Source organism: Pseudomonas sp. TWI628, assembly GCF_039673865.1.
GTDB lineage: Bacteria > Pseudomonadota > Gammaproteobacteria > Pseudomonadales > Pseudomonadaceae > Aquipseudomonas.
The window spans coordinates 79,522-98,514 of record NZ_JBDJMM010000007.1; the positions used below are offsets into that span (position 1 = coordinate 79,522).

At 63.4% G+C, this 18,993-nt stretch carries 18 protein-coding genes; 14 read left to right on the plus strand and 4 right to left on the minus strand.

The features are described from left to right. The first annotated feature begins 35 nt into the window (after window positions 1-35). The 4 genes from ABE528_RS07370 to ABE528_RS07385 all read left to right on the plus strand — a co-directional run bounded on the left by ABE528_RS07370 (window position 36) and on the right by ABE528_RS07385 (window position 4,158). Entirely contained in the window at window positions 36-1,442 is a 1,407-nt protein-coding gene (locus ABE528_RS07370) for an FAD-binding oxidoreductase (RefSeq protein WP_346652561.1), read from the plus strand. Window positions 1,443-1,457: 15 nt separating this feature from the next. Further along, on the plus strand, window positions 1,458-2,123 hold the full coding sequence (locus ABE528_RS07375) for a fumarylacetoacetate hydrolase family protein (protein ID WP_152955497.1): 666 nt from the start codon (window positions 1,458-1,460) through the stop codon (window positions 2,121-2,123). A 121-nt stretch (window positions 2,124-2,244) separates the two neighbouring features. Next, on the plus strand, window positions 2,245-3,168 hold the full coding sequence (locus ABE528_RS07380) for an SdiA-regulated domain-containing protein (protein WP_346652562.1): 924 nt from the start codon (window positions 2,245-2,247) through the stop codon (window positions 3,166-3,168). Between the two features lie 81 nt (window positions 3,169-3,249). Then, entirely contained in the window at window positions 3,250-4,158 is a 909-nt protein-coding gene (locus tag ABE528_RS07385) for an SdiA-regulated domain-containing protein (RefSeq protein ID WP_346652563.1), read from the plus strand. Window positions 4,159-4,181: 23 nt separating this feature from the next. Here ABE528_RS07385 and rpiA read toward each other — a convergent pair whose 3' ends face one another. Continuing rightward, entirely contained in the window at window positions 4,182-4,856 is a 675-nt protein-coding gene (gene rpiA / locus ABE528_RS07390; RefSeq protein ID WP_152955499.1) for a ribose-5-phosphate isomerase RpiA, read from the minus strand. Between the two features lie 133 nt (window positions 4,857-4,989). Here rpiA and ilvA point away from each other — a divergent pair, with 133 nt between their 5' ends. Beyond that, window positions 4,990-6,504: a threonine ammonia-lyase, biosynthetic gene (gene ilvA, locus ABE528_RS07395; RefSeq protein WP_152955500.1), complete on the plus strand. Its 1,515-nt coding sequence runs from the start codon at window positions 4,990-4,992 to the stop codon at window positions 6,502-6,504. Between the two features lie 38 nt (window positions 6,505-6,542). Further along, on the plus strand, window positions 6,543-6,968 hold the full coding sequence (locus tag ABE528_RS07400) for a DUF2269 family protein (protein WP_152955501.1): 426 nt from the start codon (window positions 6,543-6,545) through the stop codon (window positions 6,966-6,968). Between the two features lie 33 nt (window positions 6,969-7,001). Here ABE528_RS07400 and ABE528_RS07405 read toward each other — a convergent pair whose 3' ends face one another. Beyond that, window positions 7,002-7,658, minus strand: a complete 657-nt coding sequence (locus ABE528_RS07405) for an HAD family hydrolase (RefSeq protein WP_346652564.1) — start codon at window positions 7,656-7,658, stop codon at window positions 7,002-7,004. A 141-nt stretch (window positions 7,659-7,799) separates the two neighbouring features. Between ABE528_RS07405 and ABE528_RS07410 the strand changes: the two genes are divergently transcribed. Continuing rightward, window positions 7,800-8,279, plus strand: coding sequence for an RNA pyrophosphohydrolase (locus ABE528_RS07410; RefSeq protein WP_003249017.1), 480 nt, complete (start codon window positions 7,800-7,802; stop codon window positions 8,277-8,279). Window positions 8,280-8,301: 22 nt separating this feature from the next. Continuing rightward, the gene (ptsP, locus tag ABE528_RS07415; RefSeq protein ID WP_152955503.1) at window positions 8,302-10,581 is read left to right on the plus strand and encodes a phosphoenolpyruvate--protein phosphotransferase; all 2,280 of its coding nucleotides are present in this window, start codon (window positions 8,302-8,304) and stop codon (window positions 10,579-10,581) included. A gap of 33 nt (window positions 10,582-10,614) precedes the next feature. On the opposite strand, the gene ABE528_RS07420 is transcribed toward ptsP, so the two are convergent. Continuing rightward, a complete protein-coding gene (locus tag ABE528_RS07420; protein ID WP_346652565.1) occupies window positions 10,615-11,361 on the minus strand; it encodes an NRDE family protein in 747 nt (248 codons plus the stop codon). 129 nt (window positions 11,362-11,490) lie between these two features. On the opposite strand from ABE528_RS07420, the gene ABE528_RS07425 reads away from it, so the two are divergent. Genes ABE528_RS07425 through ABE528_RS07435 form a run of 3 tightly spaced genes read left to right on the plus strand, consistent with a single transcriptional unit; the run spans window position 11,491 to window position 14,119 of the window. Then, window positions 11,491-12,273 (plus strand): sulfite exporter TauE/SafE family protein, encoded by a 783-nt coding sequence (locus tag ABE528_RS07425; RefSeq protein ID WP_152955505.1) that lies wholly within the window; start codon window positions 11,491-11,493, stop codon window positions 12,271-12,273. A gap of 16 nt (window positions 12,274-12,289) precedes the next feature. Then, window positions 12,290-13,096: a prolipoprotein diacylglyceryl transferase gene (lgt, locus tag ABE528_RS07430; RefSeq protein ID WP_060479625.1), complete on the plus strand. Its 807-nt coding sequence runs from the start codon at window positions 12,290-12,292 to the stop codon at window positions 13,094-13,096. Between the two features lie 51 nt (window positions 13,097-13,147). Next, the gene (locus ABE528_RS07435; RefSeq protein ID WP_346652566.1) at window positions 13,148-14,119 is read left to right on the plus strand and encodes a thymidylate synthase; all 972 of its coding nucleotides are present in this window, start codon (window positions 13,148-13,150) and stop codon (window positions 14,117-14,119) included. Between the two features lie 41 nt (window positions 14,120-14,160). Here the strand turns inward: ABE528_RS07435 and cadR are convergent, their stop codons facing one another. After that, window positions 14,161-14,604, minus strand: a complete 444-nt coding sequence (gene cadR / locus ABE528_RS07440; protein WP_027920939.1) for a cadmium resistance transcriptional regulator CadR — start codon at window positions 14,602-14,604, stop codon at window positions 14,161-14,163. A gap of 83 nt (window positions 14,605-14,687) precedes the next feature. Between cadR and ABE528_RS07445 the strand changes: the two genes are divergently transcribed. From ABE528_RS07445 to ABE528_RS07455, 3 genes are all read left to right on the plus strand, one after another. Continuing rightward, a complete protein-coding gene (locus ABE528_RS07445; RefSeq protein WP_346652567.1) occupies window positions 14,688-16,940 on the plus strand; it encodes a heavy metal translocating P-type ATPase in 2,253 nt (750 codons plus the stop codon). 9 nt (window positions 16,941-16,949) lie between these two features. Beyond that, a complete protein-coding gene (locus tag ABE528_RS07450; RefSeq protein WP_152955510.1) occupies window positions 16,950-17,819 on the plus strand; it encodes a LysR family transcriptional regulator in 870 nt (289 codons plus the stop codon). 114 nt (window positions 17,820-17,933) lie between these two features. Continuing rightward, complete coding sequence (locus ABE528_RS07455) at window positions 17,934-18,992, plus strand: putative 2-aminoethylphosphonate ABC transporter ATP-binding protein (RefSeq protein ID WP_346652568.1); 1,059 nt, start codon at window positions 17,934-17,936, stop codon at window positions 18,990-18,992. The last annotated feature ends 1 nt before the right edge of the window (window position 18,993 follow it).

Sequence of the window (18,993 nt, forward strand, 5' to 3'; positions counted from 1 at the left end):
TCAGGGTGACTATGAATAAGTCGAGAGTTCCAGCGATGACCCACCCCGCTGTAATTGATGAACTGATGACCCTTGTCGACCCTGGCAAGGTCCTGACCGACCCCGCTTCCCTGGAAGCCTACGGCAAGGACTGGACCAAGCATTACCCGCCAGCGCCCACGGCCATCGTGTTCCCCAAGACAGTAGAGCAAGTACAGGCCATCGTCCGCTGGGCTAACCAGCACCAGGTTGCGCTGGTGCCGTCTGGCGGGCGAACCGGGCTTTCCGCTGGCGCCGTGGCGGCCAATGGCGAAGTCGTCGTCGCCTTCGACTACATGAACCAGATTGTTGAATTCAATGCCTTCGACCGCACGGTGGTGTGCCAGCCGGGGGTGATCACCCGCCAGTTGCAGGCCTTCGCCGAAGAACAGGGCCTTTATTACCCGGTGGACTTCGCCTCCAGCGGCTCCAGCCAGATTGGCGGCAACATCGGCACCAATGCCGGCGGCATCAAGGTCATCCGTTACGGCATGACCCGCAACTGGGTGGCCGGGCTGAAAGTGGTCACCGGCAACGGCGAACTGCTGGAACTGAACAAGGGCCTGATCAAGAACGCCACCGGCTACGACTTGCGCCAGCTGTTCATCGGCGCCGAAGGCACTCTGGGCTTCGTGGTCGAAGCGACCATGCGCCTGGACCGCGCCCCGCGCAACCTCACCGCCATGGTGCTGGGCACGCCGGATTTCGACTCGATCATGCCGGTGCTGCATGCCTTTCAGGGCAAGCTCGACCTGACCGCCTTCGAGTTCTTCTCCGACAAGGGCCTGGCCAAGATCATGGGCCGTGGCGATGTACCGGCCCCGTTCGCCACCGACTGCCCGTTCTATGCCTTGCTGGAGTTCGAAGCCAGCACCGAGGAGGTGGCCAACGAAGCGCTGGCCACCTTCGAGCACTGCGTCGAGCAGGGCTGGGTGCTGGATGGGGTGATGAGCCAGAGCGAAACCCAGCTGAAAAACCTGTGGAAGCTGCGCGAATACCTGTCCGAGACCATCTCCCACTGGACGCCCTACAAGAACGACATTTCCGTCACCGTTTCCAAGGTGCCCGCGTTCCTGCGCGATATCGATGCCATCGTCAGCGAGCATTACCCGGACTATGAAGTGGTCTGGTACGGCCACATCGGCGACGGCAACTTGCACCTGAACATCCTCAAGCCCGAGCACATGAGCAAGGACGACTTCTTCGCCTCGTGCACCAAGGTCAACAAGTGGGTGTTCGAGATCGTCGAACGCTACAACGGCTCGATCTCGGCCGAGCACGGCGTGGGCATGACCAAACGCGACTACCTGGGCTACAGCCGTTCGCCGGAGGAAATTGCCTGCATGAAGGCAATAAAGGCCGTCTTCGACCCGAATGGCATCATGAATCCGGGTAAGATCTTCGCTCCTGAACAAAAGCAGTAATCAAAGGAGTCGGCCATGAGTTACCAGCACCAGTATGTAGACGGCACGCGCATTCATTTCCCGCTGGGCAAGGTAGTGTGCATCGGCCGCAACTACGCCGAACACGCCAAGGAACTGGACAACCCCATTCCTTCCGAGCCGCTGCTGTTCATCAAGCCGGGCAGCTGCGTGGTGCCACTGGAAGGCGGGTTCAAGATCCCGACCGACCGTGGCTCGGTGCACTACGAGGCCGAAATCGCCGTGCTGCTGGGCAAGCCGCTGTCGTCCAATGCGTCCGAGGAAGAAGTGCTGGACGCCATCTCCGGTTACGCCCCGGCGCTGGACCTGACCCTGCGCGACGTGCAGGCCAAACTCAAGGAAAAGGGCCTGCCGTGGGAACTGTGCAAGAGCTTTGACGGTGCTTGCGTGCTGCCACCGTTTGTTTCCGCAGCGTCTTTTGAAGATGTGACCGATATTCCGGTGCGCCTGACCATCAATGGTGAAGTGCGCCAGGATGGCAACAGCGCGATGATGCTCAACCCGATCGTGCCGATCATCCAGTACATGGCGGCACATTTCTCGCTGCAGGCGGGGGATGTGATCCTGACCGGTACTCCGGCCGGTGTCGGGCCGTTCACTGTTGGGGACGAGCTGGTGCTGGAGCTGCCGGGCGTTTGCCGCTTCGAGAGCCGGGTGCTCTGACCTGAAACCGCGTCGCTTTCTTCGCGGGTAAACCCGCGAAGAGGGCCGGTCCTGTTTACCGATTTTTCACACCCCATACGGATAATGCGCGGATCTTCGCCCATTCCCCCAGGACTTTTGCATGCCAGCATCCACCAGTGCACCCGCATCCCCCAAGCGCCGCTTCTACCTGCGCTGGCCTTTCGGCCTGGCCGTTGCGGCACTGATCGGTTACGGCGTGGCCGTTGCCATGCACTGGGATGACCGCGGCATGCTGTGGGTCAAGGAAGGCTTCGAAACCAGCGCCGAACGTAGCGAAAGCGTGTGGCTGCCGGACTATCAGGTCGACATCGACGCCAAGGTGCTGCCGGGCATGGAAGATGACGAAGCTTCGGACGTCGCCTACAGCCCGCACACGCGCACGCTGTTCGCGGTGATGGGCAAGAACCCTTTCCTGGTCGAGCTCAGCCTCGACGGCGATGTGCTGCGCAAGATCCCGCTGGTAGGCTGGAGCAACCCGGAAGGCGTCGCCGTGATGGAAGACGGCCATGTGGCGATCACCGATGAGCGTCTGCATGATCTGACCGTGGTCAAGGTGGATGCGCAGACCGCTTCGCTGAACCACGCGGACTTCCAGAGTTACGACCTGGGCGAGTCGGTGAAGCGCAACAAGGGCTTCGAAGGCGTGGCCTGGGACCCGATGCGCCAGCGCCTGGTGATCGGCGAGGAGCGGCCGCCGAAGCTGTACAGCTGGAGCACCGACGGGCGCAGCCCGCTCAAAGGTGACAAACAGGTCTTGGCCAACGACGAGCTCGACCTGCGCAACCTGTCGGCCCTGGGGGTCGACCCGCGCACCGGGCATCTGCTGGTGTTGTCGGCTGATTCCAACATGCTGCTGGAGCTTGACGAGCAAGGCCAGCAGGTCAGCTTCATGACCTTGCTGGGTGGCTTCAACGGACTCGAAAGCACCATTCCACGCGCCGAGGGCGTGGCCATGGATGATCAGGGCAACCTGTACATGGTCAGCGAGCCGAACCTGTTCTATCGATTCAAGAAAAGTCAGTAGTAATATCAGACTGATCGCACATTAAGTTTCACTTCAGTCGACGATGGTTAGATTCGCCTCCTTCCTGTCGAGTCCGTCGTTATGCGCCGCTTTGTTCGTTTGCCTGTGCTTCTTGCTTTTGCCGGGTTGCTGCTTCTGGGCCTGGCTGGGCAGGAGTTTCGCCTGTTCGAGCGGGGCTGGTTCAACCTCAAGACCTGGTGGCAGCCAGCAGAGCGGGGCATTGGCCTGGAGCGTTACCGCGTGGTCGTCGAGGCGCAGCCGGTCGACGGGCTGGACGATGATCTTTCCGCGCTGACCTACGATCCCGATCGCAAAACCCTGTTCACCGTCACCAATGCCCGGTCGGAGCTGATCGAGCTGTCGCTGGACGGGCGTATCCTGCGTCGCGTGGCGCTGACTGGTTTTGGCGACCCGGAGGCCGTGGAGTACGTCGGGCCCAACACCTACGTGATCACCGATGAGCGCCAGCAGCGGTTGATCCGTGTACGGCTCGACGATGACACGTTGTTCATCGACGCTGCGGATGCCGAGCAGTTGAGCCTGGGGATCGGTCTCAATGGCAACAAGGGGTTCGAGGGCCTGGCCTACGACTCGGCAGGCCAGCGCCTGTTCGTGGCCAAGGAGCGCGACCCGATGCTGATCTACGAAGTGCGAGGCTTCCCGCGTCAGAATCCGCAACAGCCCTACGCTGTGCATGTGGTTCAGGACCGCGAGCGCGATGCGCGGTTGTTCGTACGCGACCTTTCGAGTTTGCAGTTCGACGAGCGCAGTGGGCACTTGCTGGCGCTGTCGGATGAGTCGCGGCTGGTGCTGGAGCTGGATGAAGAGGGGAAGCCGCTGAGTACCTTGTCGTTACGCAAGGGCTATCAGGGGTTGAAGGCGACGGTGCCGCAGGCGGAGGGGATTGCGATGGATGATGCCGGGACCCTCTATCTGGTCAGTGAGCCGAACCTCTTCTATGTGTTCGAACCTGCCCCCACGCAGCCGTAGGGGCGGGTTCGCCCGCGAGCGGGTTACTCGGCCTTCAGGGTCTTAACGCCTTCAGCGGTACCCAGCAGCAGCAAGTCCGCCGGGCGCGCCGCGAACAGGCCGTTGGTCACCACGCCGACGATGGCGTTGATCTGTGCTTCCAGCTCCACCGGGTTGGTGATCTGCAGGTTATACACATCGAGGATCACGTTGCCGTTGTCGGTCACCACGCCTTCACGGTACACCGGGTCGCCGCCCAGCTTGACCAGCTGACGCGCCACGTGGCTGCGGGCCATCGGGATGACCTCGACTGGCAGCGGGAAGGCGCCCAGCACGGGTACCAGCTTGCTGCCGTCGGCGATGCAGATGAAGGTCTTGGCCACGGCCGCGACGATCTTCTCGCGGGTCAGGGCTGCGCCGCCGCCCTTGATCAGGTTCAGGTGCGCGTCGCTTTCGTCGGCGCCGTCAACATAGAACTCCAGCTCGCTGACGCTGTTCAGCTCGTAGACCGGGATGCCATGGCCCTTCAGACGCTGGGCAGTGGCCTCGGAGCTGGCGACCGCGCCATCGAAGGCGGTCTTGTGCTGGGCCAGGGCGTCAATGAAGAAGTTGGCGGTCGAACCGGTGCCGACGCCGACAACGCTCTTTTCATCCAGCTTTGGCAGAATGAAGTCGACAGCGGCCTGGGCGACGGCCTGTTTGAGTTGGTCCTGGGTCATGCGGGCTCCGGAAAGGGGCAGGGCGGTAATGAAAGGGGCTAGTATAACGGCTCGGGCGGCTTTGCTGTGGTCGCCCGACGTAGCGCTGGGGTAGACTCGCAGCCCTTGTCCCGCGGCCAGTGATGCTTTCCCGATGCTCGAACAGTACGTCAAGAAGATCCTCACCTCGCGCGTCTACGACGTCGCTGTCGAAACCCCGTTGCAGAGCGCCGGGCAGCTGAGCAAGCGCCTGGGCAACCAGATTCTGCTCAAGCGCGAAGACCTGCAGCCGGTGTTCTCGTTCAAGATCCGTGGGGCGTACAACAAGCTGGCGCAGCTGACCCAGGAAGAACTGGCTCGCGGCGTGGTGACCGCCTCGGCTGGCAACCATGCCCAGGGCGTGGCCCTGGCGGCCCGCGAGCTGGGTATCAAGGCCACCATCGTGATGCCCAAGACCACCCCGGAGATCAAGGTCGAAGGTGTGCGCTCGCGCGGTGGCAAGGTGGTGCTGCATGGCGACTCGTTCCCTGAAGCGCTGGCCTATTCGCTGAAACTGGTCGACGAGAAGGGTTTCGTCTATATCCACCCCTATGACGACCCGCACACCATTGCTGGCCAGGGCACCGTGGCAATGGAAATCCTCCGTCAGCACCCGGGGCAACTGGACGCGATCTTCGTCCCGGTTGGCGGCGGAGGCCTGATTGCCGGTATCGCGGCCTATGTGAAATACCTGCGCCCGGAAATCAAGGTAATCGGCGTCGAGCCAGATGACTCCAACTGCCTGCAGGCCGCAATGGCGGCTGGCGAGCGCGTGGTATTGCCGCAGGTCGGGCTGTTCGCCGACGGCGTGGCGGTGGCGCAGATCGGCCAGCACACCTTCGACATCTGTCGCCACCATGTGGATGAAGTGGTGACGGTCAGCACCGATGAGATCTGTGCGGCAATCAAGGATATCTACGATGATACCCGCTCGATCACCGAACCTGCTGGCGCGTTGGGCGTGGCGGGCATCAAGAAGTATGTCGAGCTCAAGGGCGTGACCGGGCAGACCCTGGTTGCCATCGACTCGGGCGCCAACGTCAACTTCGACCGCCTGCGCCATGTGGCCGAGCGTGCCGAACTGGGCGAAAAGCGCGAAGCCATCATCGCCGTGACCATCCCCGAGCGCCCAGGCAGCTTCAAAGCCTTCTGCGAGGCCATCGGCAAGCGCCAGATCACCGAATTCAACTACCGCAAGCACACCTCCGATGAGGCGCACATCTTCGTCGGCGTGCAGACCCACCCGGAAAACGACCCACGCGCAGCGCTGGTGCAGCACCTGATCGAACAGGGCTTCCCGGTGACCGACCTGACCGACAACGAACTGGCCAAGCTGCACATCCGCCACATGGTCGGTGGTCATTCGGCCGGTGCCAGCGACGAGATCGTCCTGCGCTTCGAGTTCCCCGAGCGGCCGGGGGCGTTGTTCAACTTCCTCACCAAGCTGGGCGGGCGCTGGAATATCTCGATGTTCCACTACCGCAACCACGGCGCGGCTGACGGGCGCGTGGTGGCCGGCTTGCAGGTACCGGAGGACGAGCGCCACCTGGTGCCGGCGGCGCTGGCCAAGATCGGTTACCCGTACTGGGACGAGACAGACAACCCGGCGTACAAGCTGTTCCTGGGTTGAGCGGCTAAGCTTGGCTTATCGTTCAAGGATGTGACGCCATGGAACACCTGACTACCCTCAAAGCCCTGCACATCATCGCCACCGCGCTGTTGCTGCTGGGCGCCCTGGGCCTTACGGCCTGGACCGTGCGGGCTCGCCGCCAGGGCGATGGCGATGCTTATGGCAAGCTGCTGCGTCGGCCGCTGGTCTTTGTCTGGCTGGTGATGGGGGTGTGCCTGGTGAGTATGCCGGTCACCGGCTGGTGGCTGGTGCATCTGGTGGGTTGGCCGCTGGGGCAGACCTGGGTGCTGGCTTCCAGCGTCATCTATACGTTGGGCGGGTTTGCCGCCTGGTGGCTGCTGGTGCGGCTGAACCGGCTGCGCAAGGCTGAAGCGGTGGGCTTGCGGTTTACCCTGGCCCTGGCGGTGTTCAGTGGGGTGTGCTTCCTGTCCATCGCCGGGCTGATGGGCGCCAAGCCCATCTGACAGCCGATGGGCTGCAAAGCAGCCCCGGCACGCTCAACCCCTCAGCGAAACCACCGGCCACCCGCGCTTCTCGGCCTCGGCCCGCAAGTTGGGATCGGGGTCTACCGCCACCGCATGGGTCACGCGCTCCAGCAACGGCAGGTCATTCATCGAGTCGCTGTAGAAATAGCTGTCTTCCAGGTCGAACCCGTTCTCCAGCATCCAGCGCTCCAGCCGCGTCACCTTGCCTTCACGGAAACACGCTATATCGGTACTACGCCCGGTATAGCGGCCTTCGTGCGTCTCGCATTCGGTTGCCAGCAGCACGCGTACACCCAGGCGGCGGGCAATCGGTGCGGTGACGAAGCGGTTGGTGGCCGTGATGATTATCAGCTGGTCGCCGGCTTCGCGGTGTTGCTGCAGCAAGGCCAGGGACTTGGGCAGGATGATCGGCTCGATGCAGTCGCGCATGAAGTCGCGGTGCCATTGGTCGAGTTGGGCCGGCTCGGTGGCGGCCAGGATCTCCATGGAAAAGGCCAGGTAGGCCTGCAGGTCCAGGGTGCCGTTCAGGTAGTCCTGGTAGAAAGCGTCGTTGCGTTTCTTGTACGCGACCGGGTCGAGAATGCCCCGCTCGCACAGGTAGTCACCCCAGGCGTGGTCGCTGTCGCCACCGAGGAGAGTATTGTCCAGGTCGAATAAAGCCAGGCGCATCGCGGTCACTCGTATCAGCCACAGGGTAGGCCCGCAGAATACGGAGTTTTCACCGTACTGCACATAAGCTTGGCGGGCGCGTTGCTGCGCTCGCAGGCTTTGTGGAACAATGCGGTGACATGCGTTTGCGAGGTTGCTGCCGTGATCGACCCGGATGGTTTTCGCCCCAATGTCGGGATCATTCTGACGAATGATGCCGGGCAGGTGCTATGGGCTCGGCGGATCAACCAGGATGCCTGGCAATTCCCCCAGGGTGGTATCAACCCTGATGAGACGCCAGAAGATGCCCTGTACCGCGAGCTGAACGAAGAAGTTGGCCTTGAACGCGATGATGTGGAAATTCTTGCCTGCACCCGCGGCTGGTTGCGTTATCGTTTACCCCAGCGGCTGGTCCGCACCCACAGCCAACCGCTGTGCATCGGCCAGAAGCAAAAGTGGTTTCTGCTGCGCCTGGTGAGCAATGAACAACGGGTGCGGATGGACCTGACCGGCAAGCCGGAATTCGACGGCTGGCGTTGGGTCAGCTATTGGTATCCGCTGGGCCAGGTGGTGACATTCAAGCGTGAAGTCTACCGCCGTGCCCTGAAAGAGCTTGCACCGCGTCTGCTGACGCGCGACTGACGACGGAGTTCGACCCCGAGCCATGCTCAATACGCTGCGCAAGATCGTCCAGGAAGTGAACTCCGCCAAAGATCTCAAGACGGCGTTGGGGATCATTGTCTTGCGCGTCAAGGAGGCCATGGGCAGCCAGGTTTGCTCGGTATACCTGCTCGACCCGGAAACCAACCGCTTCGTGCTGATGGCCACCGAGGGCCTGAACAAGCGTTCCATCGGCAAGGTCAGCATGGCCCCCAACGAGGGCCTGGTCGGCCTGGTCGGTACCCGGGAAGAGCCGCTGAACCTGGAAAACGCCGCTGATCACCCGCGTTATCGCTACTTTGCCGAAACCGGCGAAGAAAAATTCGCCTCATTCCTGGGCGCGCCGATCATCCACCACCGCCGTGTGGTCGGTGTACTGGTCATCCAGCAGAAGGAGCGCCGCCAGTTCGACGAAGGCGAAGAAGCCTTCCTTGTCACCATGAGCGCCCAGCTCGCCGGGGTTATCGCCCACGCCGAAGCCACGGGTTCGATCCGGGGCCTGGGCCGCCAGGGCAAAGGCATCCAGGAAGCGCGCTTCGTCGGCGTGCCGGGTTCGCCGGGTGCCGCTGTCGGGCGTGCCGTGGTCATGCTGCCACCGGCCGACCTGGAAGTGGTGCCGGACAAGACCGTCGATGACATCGACGCCGAGCTGAAACTGTTCCAGAACGCCCTCGAAGGCGTGCGCGAAGACATGCGCAAGCTGTCAGCCAAGCTGGCGACCCAGCTGCGCCCGGAAGAGCGCGCGTTGTTCGATGTGTACCTGATGATGCTCGAGGACGCCGCCCTCGGTGGCGAAGTGATCGAAGTCATCAAGACCGGCCAGTGGGCCCAGGGCGCCTTGCGCCAGGTGGTTGGCGAGCACGTCAACCGCTTCGAGTTGATGGACGACGACTACCTGCGCGAGCGCGCTTCCGATGTGAAGGACCTTGGCCGGCGTCTGCTGGCCTACCTGCAGGAAGCTCGCGCGCAGTCGCTGGTGTATGCCGACAACACCATCCTGGTTAGCGAAGAGCTGACCCCGGCAATGCTCGGCGAAGTGCCGGAAGGCAAGCTGGTGGGCCTGGTCTCGGTACTGGGGTCGGGCAACTCCCATGTCGCCATCCTCGCCCGCGCCATGGGCATCCCGACGGTGATGGGCCTGGTCGACCTGCCGTATTCCAAGGTCGATGGCATCGAGATGATCGTCGACGGCTACAAGGGCGAGGTGTTCACCAACCCCAGCGAGGTGCTGCGCAAGCAGTACAGCGAAGTGGTCGAGGAAGAACGCCAACTGGCCCAGGGCCTCGACGCCTTGCGCGAGCTGCCATGCGTCACCCCCGACGGCCACCGCATGCCGTTGTGGGTCAACACCGGCCTGCTCGCCGATGTGGCCCGTGCCCAGCAGCGTGGCGCCGAAGGTGTGGGCCTGTACCGCACCGAAGTGCCGTTCATGATTCAGCAGCGCTTCCCGAGCGAGAAAGAGCAGCTGGCCATTTACCGTGAGCAGTTGGCGTCGTTCCACCCACTGCCGGTGACCATGCGCACCCTCGACATCGGGGGTGACAAGGCGCTGTCGTACTTCCCGATCAAGGAAGAAAACCCGTTCCTTGGCTGGCGCGGCATCCGCGTCACCCTCGACCACCCGGAAATCTTCCTGGTGCAGACCCGCGCCATGCTCAAGGCCAGCGAAGGCCTGAACAACCTGCGCATCCTGCTGCCGATGATTTCCGGCATTCACGAACTGGAAGAGGCGTTGCACCTGATCCACCGTGCCTGGGGCGAGGTGCGCGACGAAGGCACCGACGTACCGATGCCGCCGGTGGGTGTGATGGTTGAAATCCCTGCGGCGGTGTACCAGACCAAGGAGCTGGCGCGGCAGGTGGACTTCCTCTCGGTCGGTTCCAACGACCTGACGCAGTACCTGTTGGCGGTGGACCGTAACAATCCGCGGGTCGCCGATCTTTACGACTACCTGCACCCGGCGGTGCTGCAGGCGCTCAATACCGTGGTGCGTGACGCCCATGGCGAAGGCAAACCGGTGAGCATCTGCGGCGAGATGGCAGGCGACCCGGCAGCGGCGATCCTGTTGATGGCCATGGGCTTCGACAGCCTGTCGATGAACGCCACCAACCTGCCGAAGGTGAAGTGGATGCTGCGCCAGGTGAACATGAGCAAGGCCAAGGAGCTGCTGGTCGAAGCCTTGAGCCATGACAACCCGCAAGTTATCCACAGCTCGCTGCAACTGGCCCTGAAGAACCTCGGGCTGGCGCGGATGATCGGGCCTGGGGCTAACAAGACCCTTTGAGATTTTTGGGGCTGCGGCGCAGCCCCATGGCCTTCAAAGCAAAAGCTCGACTTCGCCCAAGTGCCCACCGAAGGGACCGAAACTGCGCTCAACCAGCCGCCTTCTCCCCTGATCATCGACAATCAGCACGGTACTCGCCCGAGTGCCATAGTTCTGGCTGGCAATAAACACACTCGACAGCAACTTCTCGGTCGCCACCCCCACGCCGGTCTCCGGTAACTCACCGTCGGCTGCCGGCTCGTTATCCGCCAGCAACGCCAGCAATCGTTGCGGATCTGCCGTCTCAAGCAGCGCTTCCAGCCCAGTGCGCGCCTTCACCAGCTTTGGCCATGGCGTATCGAGCCCGGCATTGGAAAGCCCGTACACCCCGGCCTCCAGCACGCGCGGCGCCGCGTCCCGGGCATGCAGGTAGCCCAATTGACGGCCATCACCCACCAGCAGATTGAACCCTGAGTACTGCTCGCTGCGGCTGGCCACTTGGTCGAGGTAGGCCTCCACCCCCAGTTCACCCTGCAGATAAGCCGCCACCAGTTCACCCCGCGAGCGCGGCCCCAGTACCTGCCTTGGGTCACGAATATTGGTCAGTGCCGCAAAGCGCCCCTGCGGGCCGACGCCAAGCCAGGTGCCGCCCGCTTCAAGGTCGCGCCCGGCATGTACCCCGGGCGCATCGTCCCAGGCTGCCAGGGCCTGGGTCGGGCGGGCGTAGAACTCGTCACGGTTGGCCGCGACGATCAGCGGCAGGGCATGCCCTGGCCGCCAGGCGAATACGATCAGGCACATAGGTTGGGCCTCTGTGTTTTTGCCCACTGTACCTACTGCACGGGTGTCGATCCATCCTGTCACAGAGTTCACTAGAGCCACGAGCCCGGCTTCCGTTACCATGCCGGATTGTTTGTTCGGGGAAGACGAATGGAATTCGTGCTCTATCTGCTGTTGGGCGCCTGTGCCGGTGTACTGGCCGGGCTGTTCGGCGTGGGCGGCGGCATCATCATCGTGCCGGTGCTGGTGTTCAGCTTCACCCTGCAAGGCTTCGACGCGTCGGTGCTGACTCACCTGGCGGTCGGTACCTCGCTGGCGACCATCGTCTTCACCTCGATCAACGCCGTGCTCGAGCACCACCGCAAGGGCGCGGTGCAATGGCCGGTCTTCGCCTGGATGACCCTGGGTATCCTCATCGGTGCCGGTATCGGCGCCAAGACTGCTTCGCTGATCCAGGGCCCGCAGTTGCAGAAGATCATCGGCGTGTTCGCCCTGATCATCGCCGCGCAGATGGCCCTGGACCTCAAGCCCAAGGCCAGCCATGGCATCCCCGGCAAGCCGGCATTGATCGGCGCCGGCGGGGTGATCGGCTGGGCTTCGGCGATCTTCGGCATCGGCGGCGGCTCGCTGACCGTGCCGTTCCTGACCTGGCGCGGCCTGCCGATGCAAAAGGCCGTGGCGACCTCGTCGGCCTGCGGCCTGCCGATCGCCCTGGCCAGTGCCCTGAGCTTCATGTTGCTGGGCTGGCACGAGCAACACTTGCCGCCCCACAGCCTGGGTTTCGTCTACTTGCCGGCGCTGGTCGGCATTGCCGTGACCAGCATGTTTTTCGCGCGCTTCGGCGCGCGCCTGGCGCACAAGCTGTCGCCACGCCTGTTGAAACGCCTGTTCGCAGCCTTGCTGTTCTGCGTCGGCCTCAGCTTTCTGATTTGAATCGAGAGGAAGTTCCATGCTGCCTTACCCGCAGATAGACCCCGTGGCCGTAGCCCTCGGGCCACTGAAAATCCATTGGTACGGCCTGATGTACCTGGTTGGCATCGGTGGCGCCTGGCTGTTGGCTTCGCGCCGTCTCAACCGCTTCGACCCTACCTGGTCGCGGGAAAAGCTCTCCGACCTGGTGTTCTGGCTGTCGATGGGGGTGATCGTCGGCGGGCGCCTGGGCTACGTGCTGTTCTACGACCTGCACGCCTACCTGGCCAACCCGACGCTGATCTTCGAGGTGTGGAAAGGCGGCATGTCGTTCCACGGTGGCTTCATCGGCGTGATGCTGGCCGCGCTGTGGTTCGGCAAGCGCAACAACAAGTCGTTCTTCGAGCTGATGGACTTCGTCGCGCCGCTGGTGCCGATTGGCCTGGGCGCAGGGCGTATCGGCAACTTCATCAACGCCGAACTGTGGGGCAAACCCACCGACGTGCCATGGGCGATGATCTTCCCGCCGTTCAGCGACCCGGCCCAGCTGCCGCGCCACCCGTCGCAGCTGTACCAGTTTGCCCTGGAAGGCGTGGCACTGTTCGTCATCCTCTGGCTGTTCTCACGCAAGCCGCGGCCAACCATGGCGGTTTCCGGCATGTTTGCGCTGTTCTACGGGATCTTCCGCTTCATTGTGGAATTCGTCCGTGTGCCGGACGCGCAGCTCGGTTACATCGCCTGGGGCTGGCTGACCATGGGTCAGATTCTCTGCGTGCCGATGATCCTGGCTGGCCTTGGCCTGATCTGGTGGGCTTATAATCGCAAACCCACGGCGAAACCCGCCTGATTATTCCCACGGCAGGGGTGATCCCCCTGCCGTTTTTGTTACAGGTAAGCCATGAAACAGTATCTGGACCTGGTCCGCGACGTCATCGAGAACGGCACGCTGCAGGGCAACCGCACCGGCATCCGCACCATCAGCCTGCCGGGCGCCATGCTGCGTTTCGACCTGCAGAAGGGCTTCCCGGCCATCACCACGCGCAAGCTGGCGTTCAAGTCGGCGATCGGCGAGATGGTCGGCTTTTTGCGTGGCGTGAAGAACGCCGGTGAGTTCCGCGAGCTGGGCTGCAAGGTCTGGGACCAGAACGCCAACGAAAACGCCCAGTGGCTGGCCAACCCGTTCCGCCAGGGCCATGACGACCTCGGCGAGATCTACGGCGTGCAATGGCGCCAGTGGCCAGGCTACAAGCGCATCCCGTTGAGCAACCCGGCGGCCATCGAAATGGCCGAGCAGGCGGGCTTCCGCCGTATCGCCCAGGACGAAGAGGACGGCGTGGCGTTCGTCATCCTGTACAAGGCCATCGACCAGGTGCGCCAGTGCCTGGATACCATCGCCAACGACCCGGGTAGCCGGCGCATCCTGTTCCATGGTTGGAACTGCGCCCAGCTCGATGAAATGGCCCTGCCACCGTGCCACCTGCTGTACCAGTTCCACCCGAATGTCGAGACCAGGGAGATTTCCCTGACCCTCTACATCCGTTCCAACGACCTCGGGCTGGGCACGCCGTTCAACCTCACCGAAGGCGCGGCGCTGCTGTCGCTGTTCGGCCGCCTGACCGGCTACACCCCACGCTGGTTCACCTACTTCATCGGCGATGCCCATGTGTATGAGAACCACCTGGACATGCTCAACGAGCAGCTCAAGCGCGAGCCGCTGCAAGCGCCGAAGCTGGTGATCAGTGACCGTGTGCCGGAGTTCTCCAAGACTGGCAAGTACGAGCCGGAGTGGCTGGAGAAGATCGAACCGAGCGACTTCAGCCTGGAAGGGTATGAGCACCATGCGCCGATGACGGCGCCGATGGCGGTGTGATTTTCCAGATTGTCGGGGGCTGCAAAGCAGCCCCGGCAATTTCAATGCCCGTGGCTTCGCCCCACATGCGAATGCTCGGTATCCGGCACCGATACCGCCCCGTTCGTCTCCAGTTGCTGCAAGATCGCACATTCAGCCCCCTGTGCATTGCAGCGCCGCCGCAGCTCCACCAGCTGCTCCTGCAACGCCACCAAGCCATCGATCCTTGCCTGCACATGCTCGATATGTTCGTCGATCAGCGCATTGACGCTGCCACATGAGTCGTCGGGGCTGTCGCGCAGGCGTAGCAGGCTGCGGATTTCGTCCAGGGTCATGTCCAGCGTTCGGCAGTTGCGGATGAAGGTCAGCCGCTCGACATGGGCCTGGGTGTACTGCCGGTAGTTGCCCTCGGTGCGCGCTGGCTCCGGCAGCAATTGTTCACGCTCGTAATAGCGGATGGTTTCCACGGCGCAATCGGTGGCTTTGGCCAGTTCTCCGATCTTCATGACGAAATCTCCAGCAAGTGGCTTGACCCTATAGTGGCTACAGGGTGTTCACTTGGCAACAGGCTCAATTTAAGGATGACTCCATGAACCCGCCTGTCAGCCACGAACACAAGCATTCCCACGATCATGCCCATGGCGATGATGACCATGGCCATGCCGCTCACGCTCACAGCTGCTGTGGCGCCAGCGCCGTGCCCGCTTTGCTGCAACTGAGCGAGAAGGCCAGCAGCCACGCGCAGCTCAGCCGCTTTCGCATCGACGCCATGGACTGCCCTACCGAGCAGACCCTGATCCAGGACAAGCTGAGCAAGCTGGCGGGCATCGAGCAGCTGGAATTCAACCTGATCAACCGCGTGCTCGGTGTGCGCCATACCTTGAACGGCACCAGCGAGATCGAGCGTGCCATCGACAGCCTGGGCATGAAGGCCGAGCCGTTGACTGCTGAAAACGACGGCAGCGGCGCCGCAGCTCAGCCGCACAAGCCCCGTTGGTGGCCGCTGGCCCTGTCGGGTATTGCCGCGATCGCCGCCGAAATCGTGCACTTCGCCAACCTCGCGCCGGAATGGCTGGTTGCTGCGCTCGCGCTGGCGGCAATCCTTGGCTGCGGCCTGGGCACCTACAAGAAGGGCTGGATCGCCCTGAAGAACCGCAACCTCAACATCAACGCGCTGATGAGCATCGCCGTGACCGGCGCCGTGCTGATTGGCCAGTGGCCGGAAGCGGCCATGGTCATGGTGCTGTTCACCGTCGCCGAGCTGATCGAGGCGCGCTCGCTGGACCGTGCGCGCAATGCCATCGGCGGGCTGATGCAGCTGGCTCCGGACATGGCCACGGTGCAGCAGGCCGATGGCCAGTGGCGTGAGGTGGAGGTGCGTGAGGTGGCTATCGGTGCCTTGGTGCGGGTGCGCCCGGGCGAACGCATCGGCCTGGACGGCGAAGTGGTCAGCGGGCAATCCAGCGTCGATCAGGCACCGATCACCGGCGAAAGCCTGCCTGTGGAAAAGGCAGCGGGCGACAAACTGTTCGCCGGCACCATCAACCAGGCCGGTGCCTTGGAATACCGCGTGACGGCCGCCGCAGGGCAGTCGACCCTGGCGCGCATCATCAAGGCCGTCGAAGAAGCACAAGGTGCGCGTGCGCCAACCCAGCGTTTCGTCGACCAGTTCTCGCGCATCTACACCCCGGTGGTGTTCGCCGTGGCCTTGGCGGTGGCAGTGATTCCGCCGCTGTTCATGGCCGGTGCCTGGTTCGACTGGGTGTACCGTGCGCTGGTACTGCTGGTGGTGGCTTGCCCTTGCGCCCTGGTCATTTCTACCCCGGTGACCATTGTCAGTGGCTTGGCCGCTGCAGCGCGCAAAGGCATCCTGATCAAGGGCGGGGTGTACCTGGAAGGCGGCCGCAAGCTGGACTTCCTGGCCCTGGACAAGACCGGCACCATCACCCACGGCAAACCGGTGCAAACCGATGCCAAGGTGCTTTCACCCCTGTTCGAGGGCCGTGCCCAGGCGTTGGCGGCGAGCCTGGCCGACCGTTCCGACCACCCGGTGTCGGGCGCCATCGCCCAGTTTGCCAGGGCGCAGAACCTGCCGCTGAGCGAGGTCAGCGAATTCGCTGCCCTGGCCGGCCGTGGCGTGCGCGGTGATATTGACGGCGAAACCTATCACTTGGGCAACCATCGCTTGGTCGAGGAGCTGGGCCTGTGCTCACCTGAACTGGAAGCCCAACTGGATACGCTGGAGCGCCAGGGCAAGACTGTAGTCCTGCTGCTCGACCGTTCCGGGCCGTTGGCCTTGTTCGCCGTGGCCGACACGGTCAAGGACAGCAGCCGCCAGGCCATCGCCGAACTGCATGCGCTGGGTATCAAGACCGTCATGCTGACCGGCGACAATCCACACACCGCTCAGGCCATCGCCGCCGAGGTGGGTATCGACCGGGCCGAGGGCAACCTGCTGCCGGCCGACAAACTGCACAGCATCGAGCAGCTGTACGCCGAAGGGCACCGGGTGGGCATGGTCGGTGATGGCATCAACGACGCGCCGGCCCTGGCTCGTGCCGAAATCGGCTTCGCCATGGCGGCGGCCGGCACCGACACGGCGATCGAGACCGCCGACGTGGCGCTGATGGATGACGACTTGCGCAAAATCCCGGCGTTCGTCAGGCTGTCGCGCCAAAGTGCGGCGATCCTGACGCAGAACATTGTTCTGGCGTTGAGCATCAAGGCGATATTCCTGGCGATCACCTTTGCCGGCATGGCCACCATGTGGATGGCGGTGTTCGCCGACATGGGCGTGAGCCTGCTGGTGGTGTTCAACGGTCTGCGCCTGCTGCGCAAATGAGGTCCTGCAATGCTGAGTGCCGAGCTCAAAGCCTTCTACATGGTGGCCCGCCTGGGCAGCATCACCCTGGCGGCGAAAAAGCTCGGGCTCAGCCAGCCGACGGTGACCACGCAGATCCGCAACCTGGAAAGCCACTATGCGGTGGAACTGTTCTACCGCGGTGGCCGGCGCCTGGTGCTGAGCGAGCAGGGCTTGCGCCTGCTGCCGATGGTCAAGGCGCTGCTGCAGCAGGAGGCCGACATCGAGTTCGAGCTGCGCAACAGTGGCCAGGCCCAGGGCAGCTTGCGCATTGCCGCCACCGCGCCGTACTACATCCTCGACCTGGTGAAGATCTTCCGCGAGCGCCTGCCCCAGGTCGAGGTGACGGTGGAGATCGGCAACTCGCAGCAGGTGCTGGAGATGCTCGAAGACTACCGGGTGGATATGGCTGCTTCGTCGCAGTTGGTAGAGGATGCGCGGCTGGTGCGACGGGTGCTGGGCATCGATCCGCTGGTGGTGGCGGTGCACCGCAATCATCCGTTGGCTCATCGGCAGGCGGTGTCCATCGATGTGCTGGCGGGGCATTGCCTGCTGATGCGCGAGAAGGGCTCGACCACGCGCAAGCTGACCGAGCAGATGATGCTGGAGGCCGGGGTCAAGGCCGGGGCGTTGCTGGAGATCGGCAGCCGCGAGTCGATCCGCGAGGCGGTGCTGCGCAATATCGGCATCAGCGTGATTGCCCGGCACGAGGTGCCGCACAACCCCGAGCTGCGGGTACTGGCGCTGGACAATGCGCCGGTGATGCATGAATACCTGTATTGCCTGAAGGAGCGGCGCCAGGCCCGGTTGCCAGCGGCCTTCCTTGGCGTGGCGCAGGAAGTGGTGGGTTCGCACCTGTAGGTCGGGCTATTACAAAATCTGCCTATACCACTATCACCGGCTTTTGCCCAAAAGCCACAGAACCTTCGCACAGCCTTCCTAGCATGGCCCTCACTTGTTCGATGAGGCCTTGCCATGAACCACGCCACCCCAGGCGCACAGATGAAAGTGCGCGGTATCCACAAGCGTTTCGGTGCCTTCACGGCGCTCAACGACGTGTCTCTGGACATCGCTGCTGGCGAGCTGGTTTGCCTGCTCGGCCCGTCTGGTTGCGGCAAGACCACCCTGCTGCGCTGCATCGCCGGCCTCGAACGCCAGGACCGCGGCGCGCTGTACATCGGTGAGCGCGACATCTCCGAACTGCCTCCCCAGGCCCGGGACTACGGCATCCTGTTCCAGTCCTACGCACTGTTCCCCAACCTCACCGTCGGAGCCAACATCGCCTACGGCCTGACCGGCAGCAGCCGCGACGAAAGCCGCCAGCGTGTGGCCGAAATGCTCGAACTGGTTGGCCTGTCCGGTAGCGAAAAGAAATACCCCGGCCAACTGTCCGGCGGCCAGCAGCAGCGTGTGGCGCTGGCCCGCGCGTTGGCGCCGTCGCCATCGCTGCTGCTGCTCGACGAACCGATGTCGGCGCTGGATGCCCGGGTGCGAGAGCACCTGTGCACCGAGCTGCGTCAACTGCAGCGCCAGCTGGGCATCACCACGCTGATGGTCACCCACAACCAGGACGAAGCCATGCTCATGGCCGACCGCATCGCGGTGATGAACAACGGCCAGGTCGAGCAATATGCGACCCCGCAGGAAATCTACGACCAGCCGGCCACGCCGTTCGTCGCCGAGTTCGTCGGCCAGGGCAACTGGCTGCCGTTCCAGCGCAGTGGCGACAGCCATGCCCAGGTCGGCGCCATGAGCATGCGCCTGGCGGCCAACGCCGGCTCCGCCCGCAGCGGTCGGCTGTTCTGCCGCCCGGAGGCGATCACGGTGAACCCGGTGGTGCATGAGGAAAACCTGTTCCCGGCCAAGGTTCGCGAAATCACCTTCCTCGGCAACCGCTGCCGCATGAGCTTCGAGCTCAAGGCCCTGCCGGGCCATGCGCTGCTCGCTGAACTGGCACCGGAAGCCATGCCGCGCCTGGGCTCGCAGGATATCTGGGTGGCCTTGCCGCCGCAGAGCCTGCAGGTGTTTGCCTGAG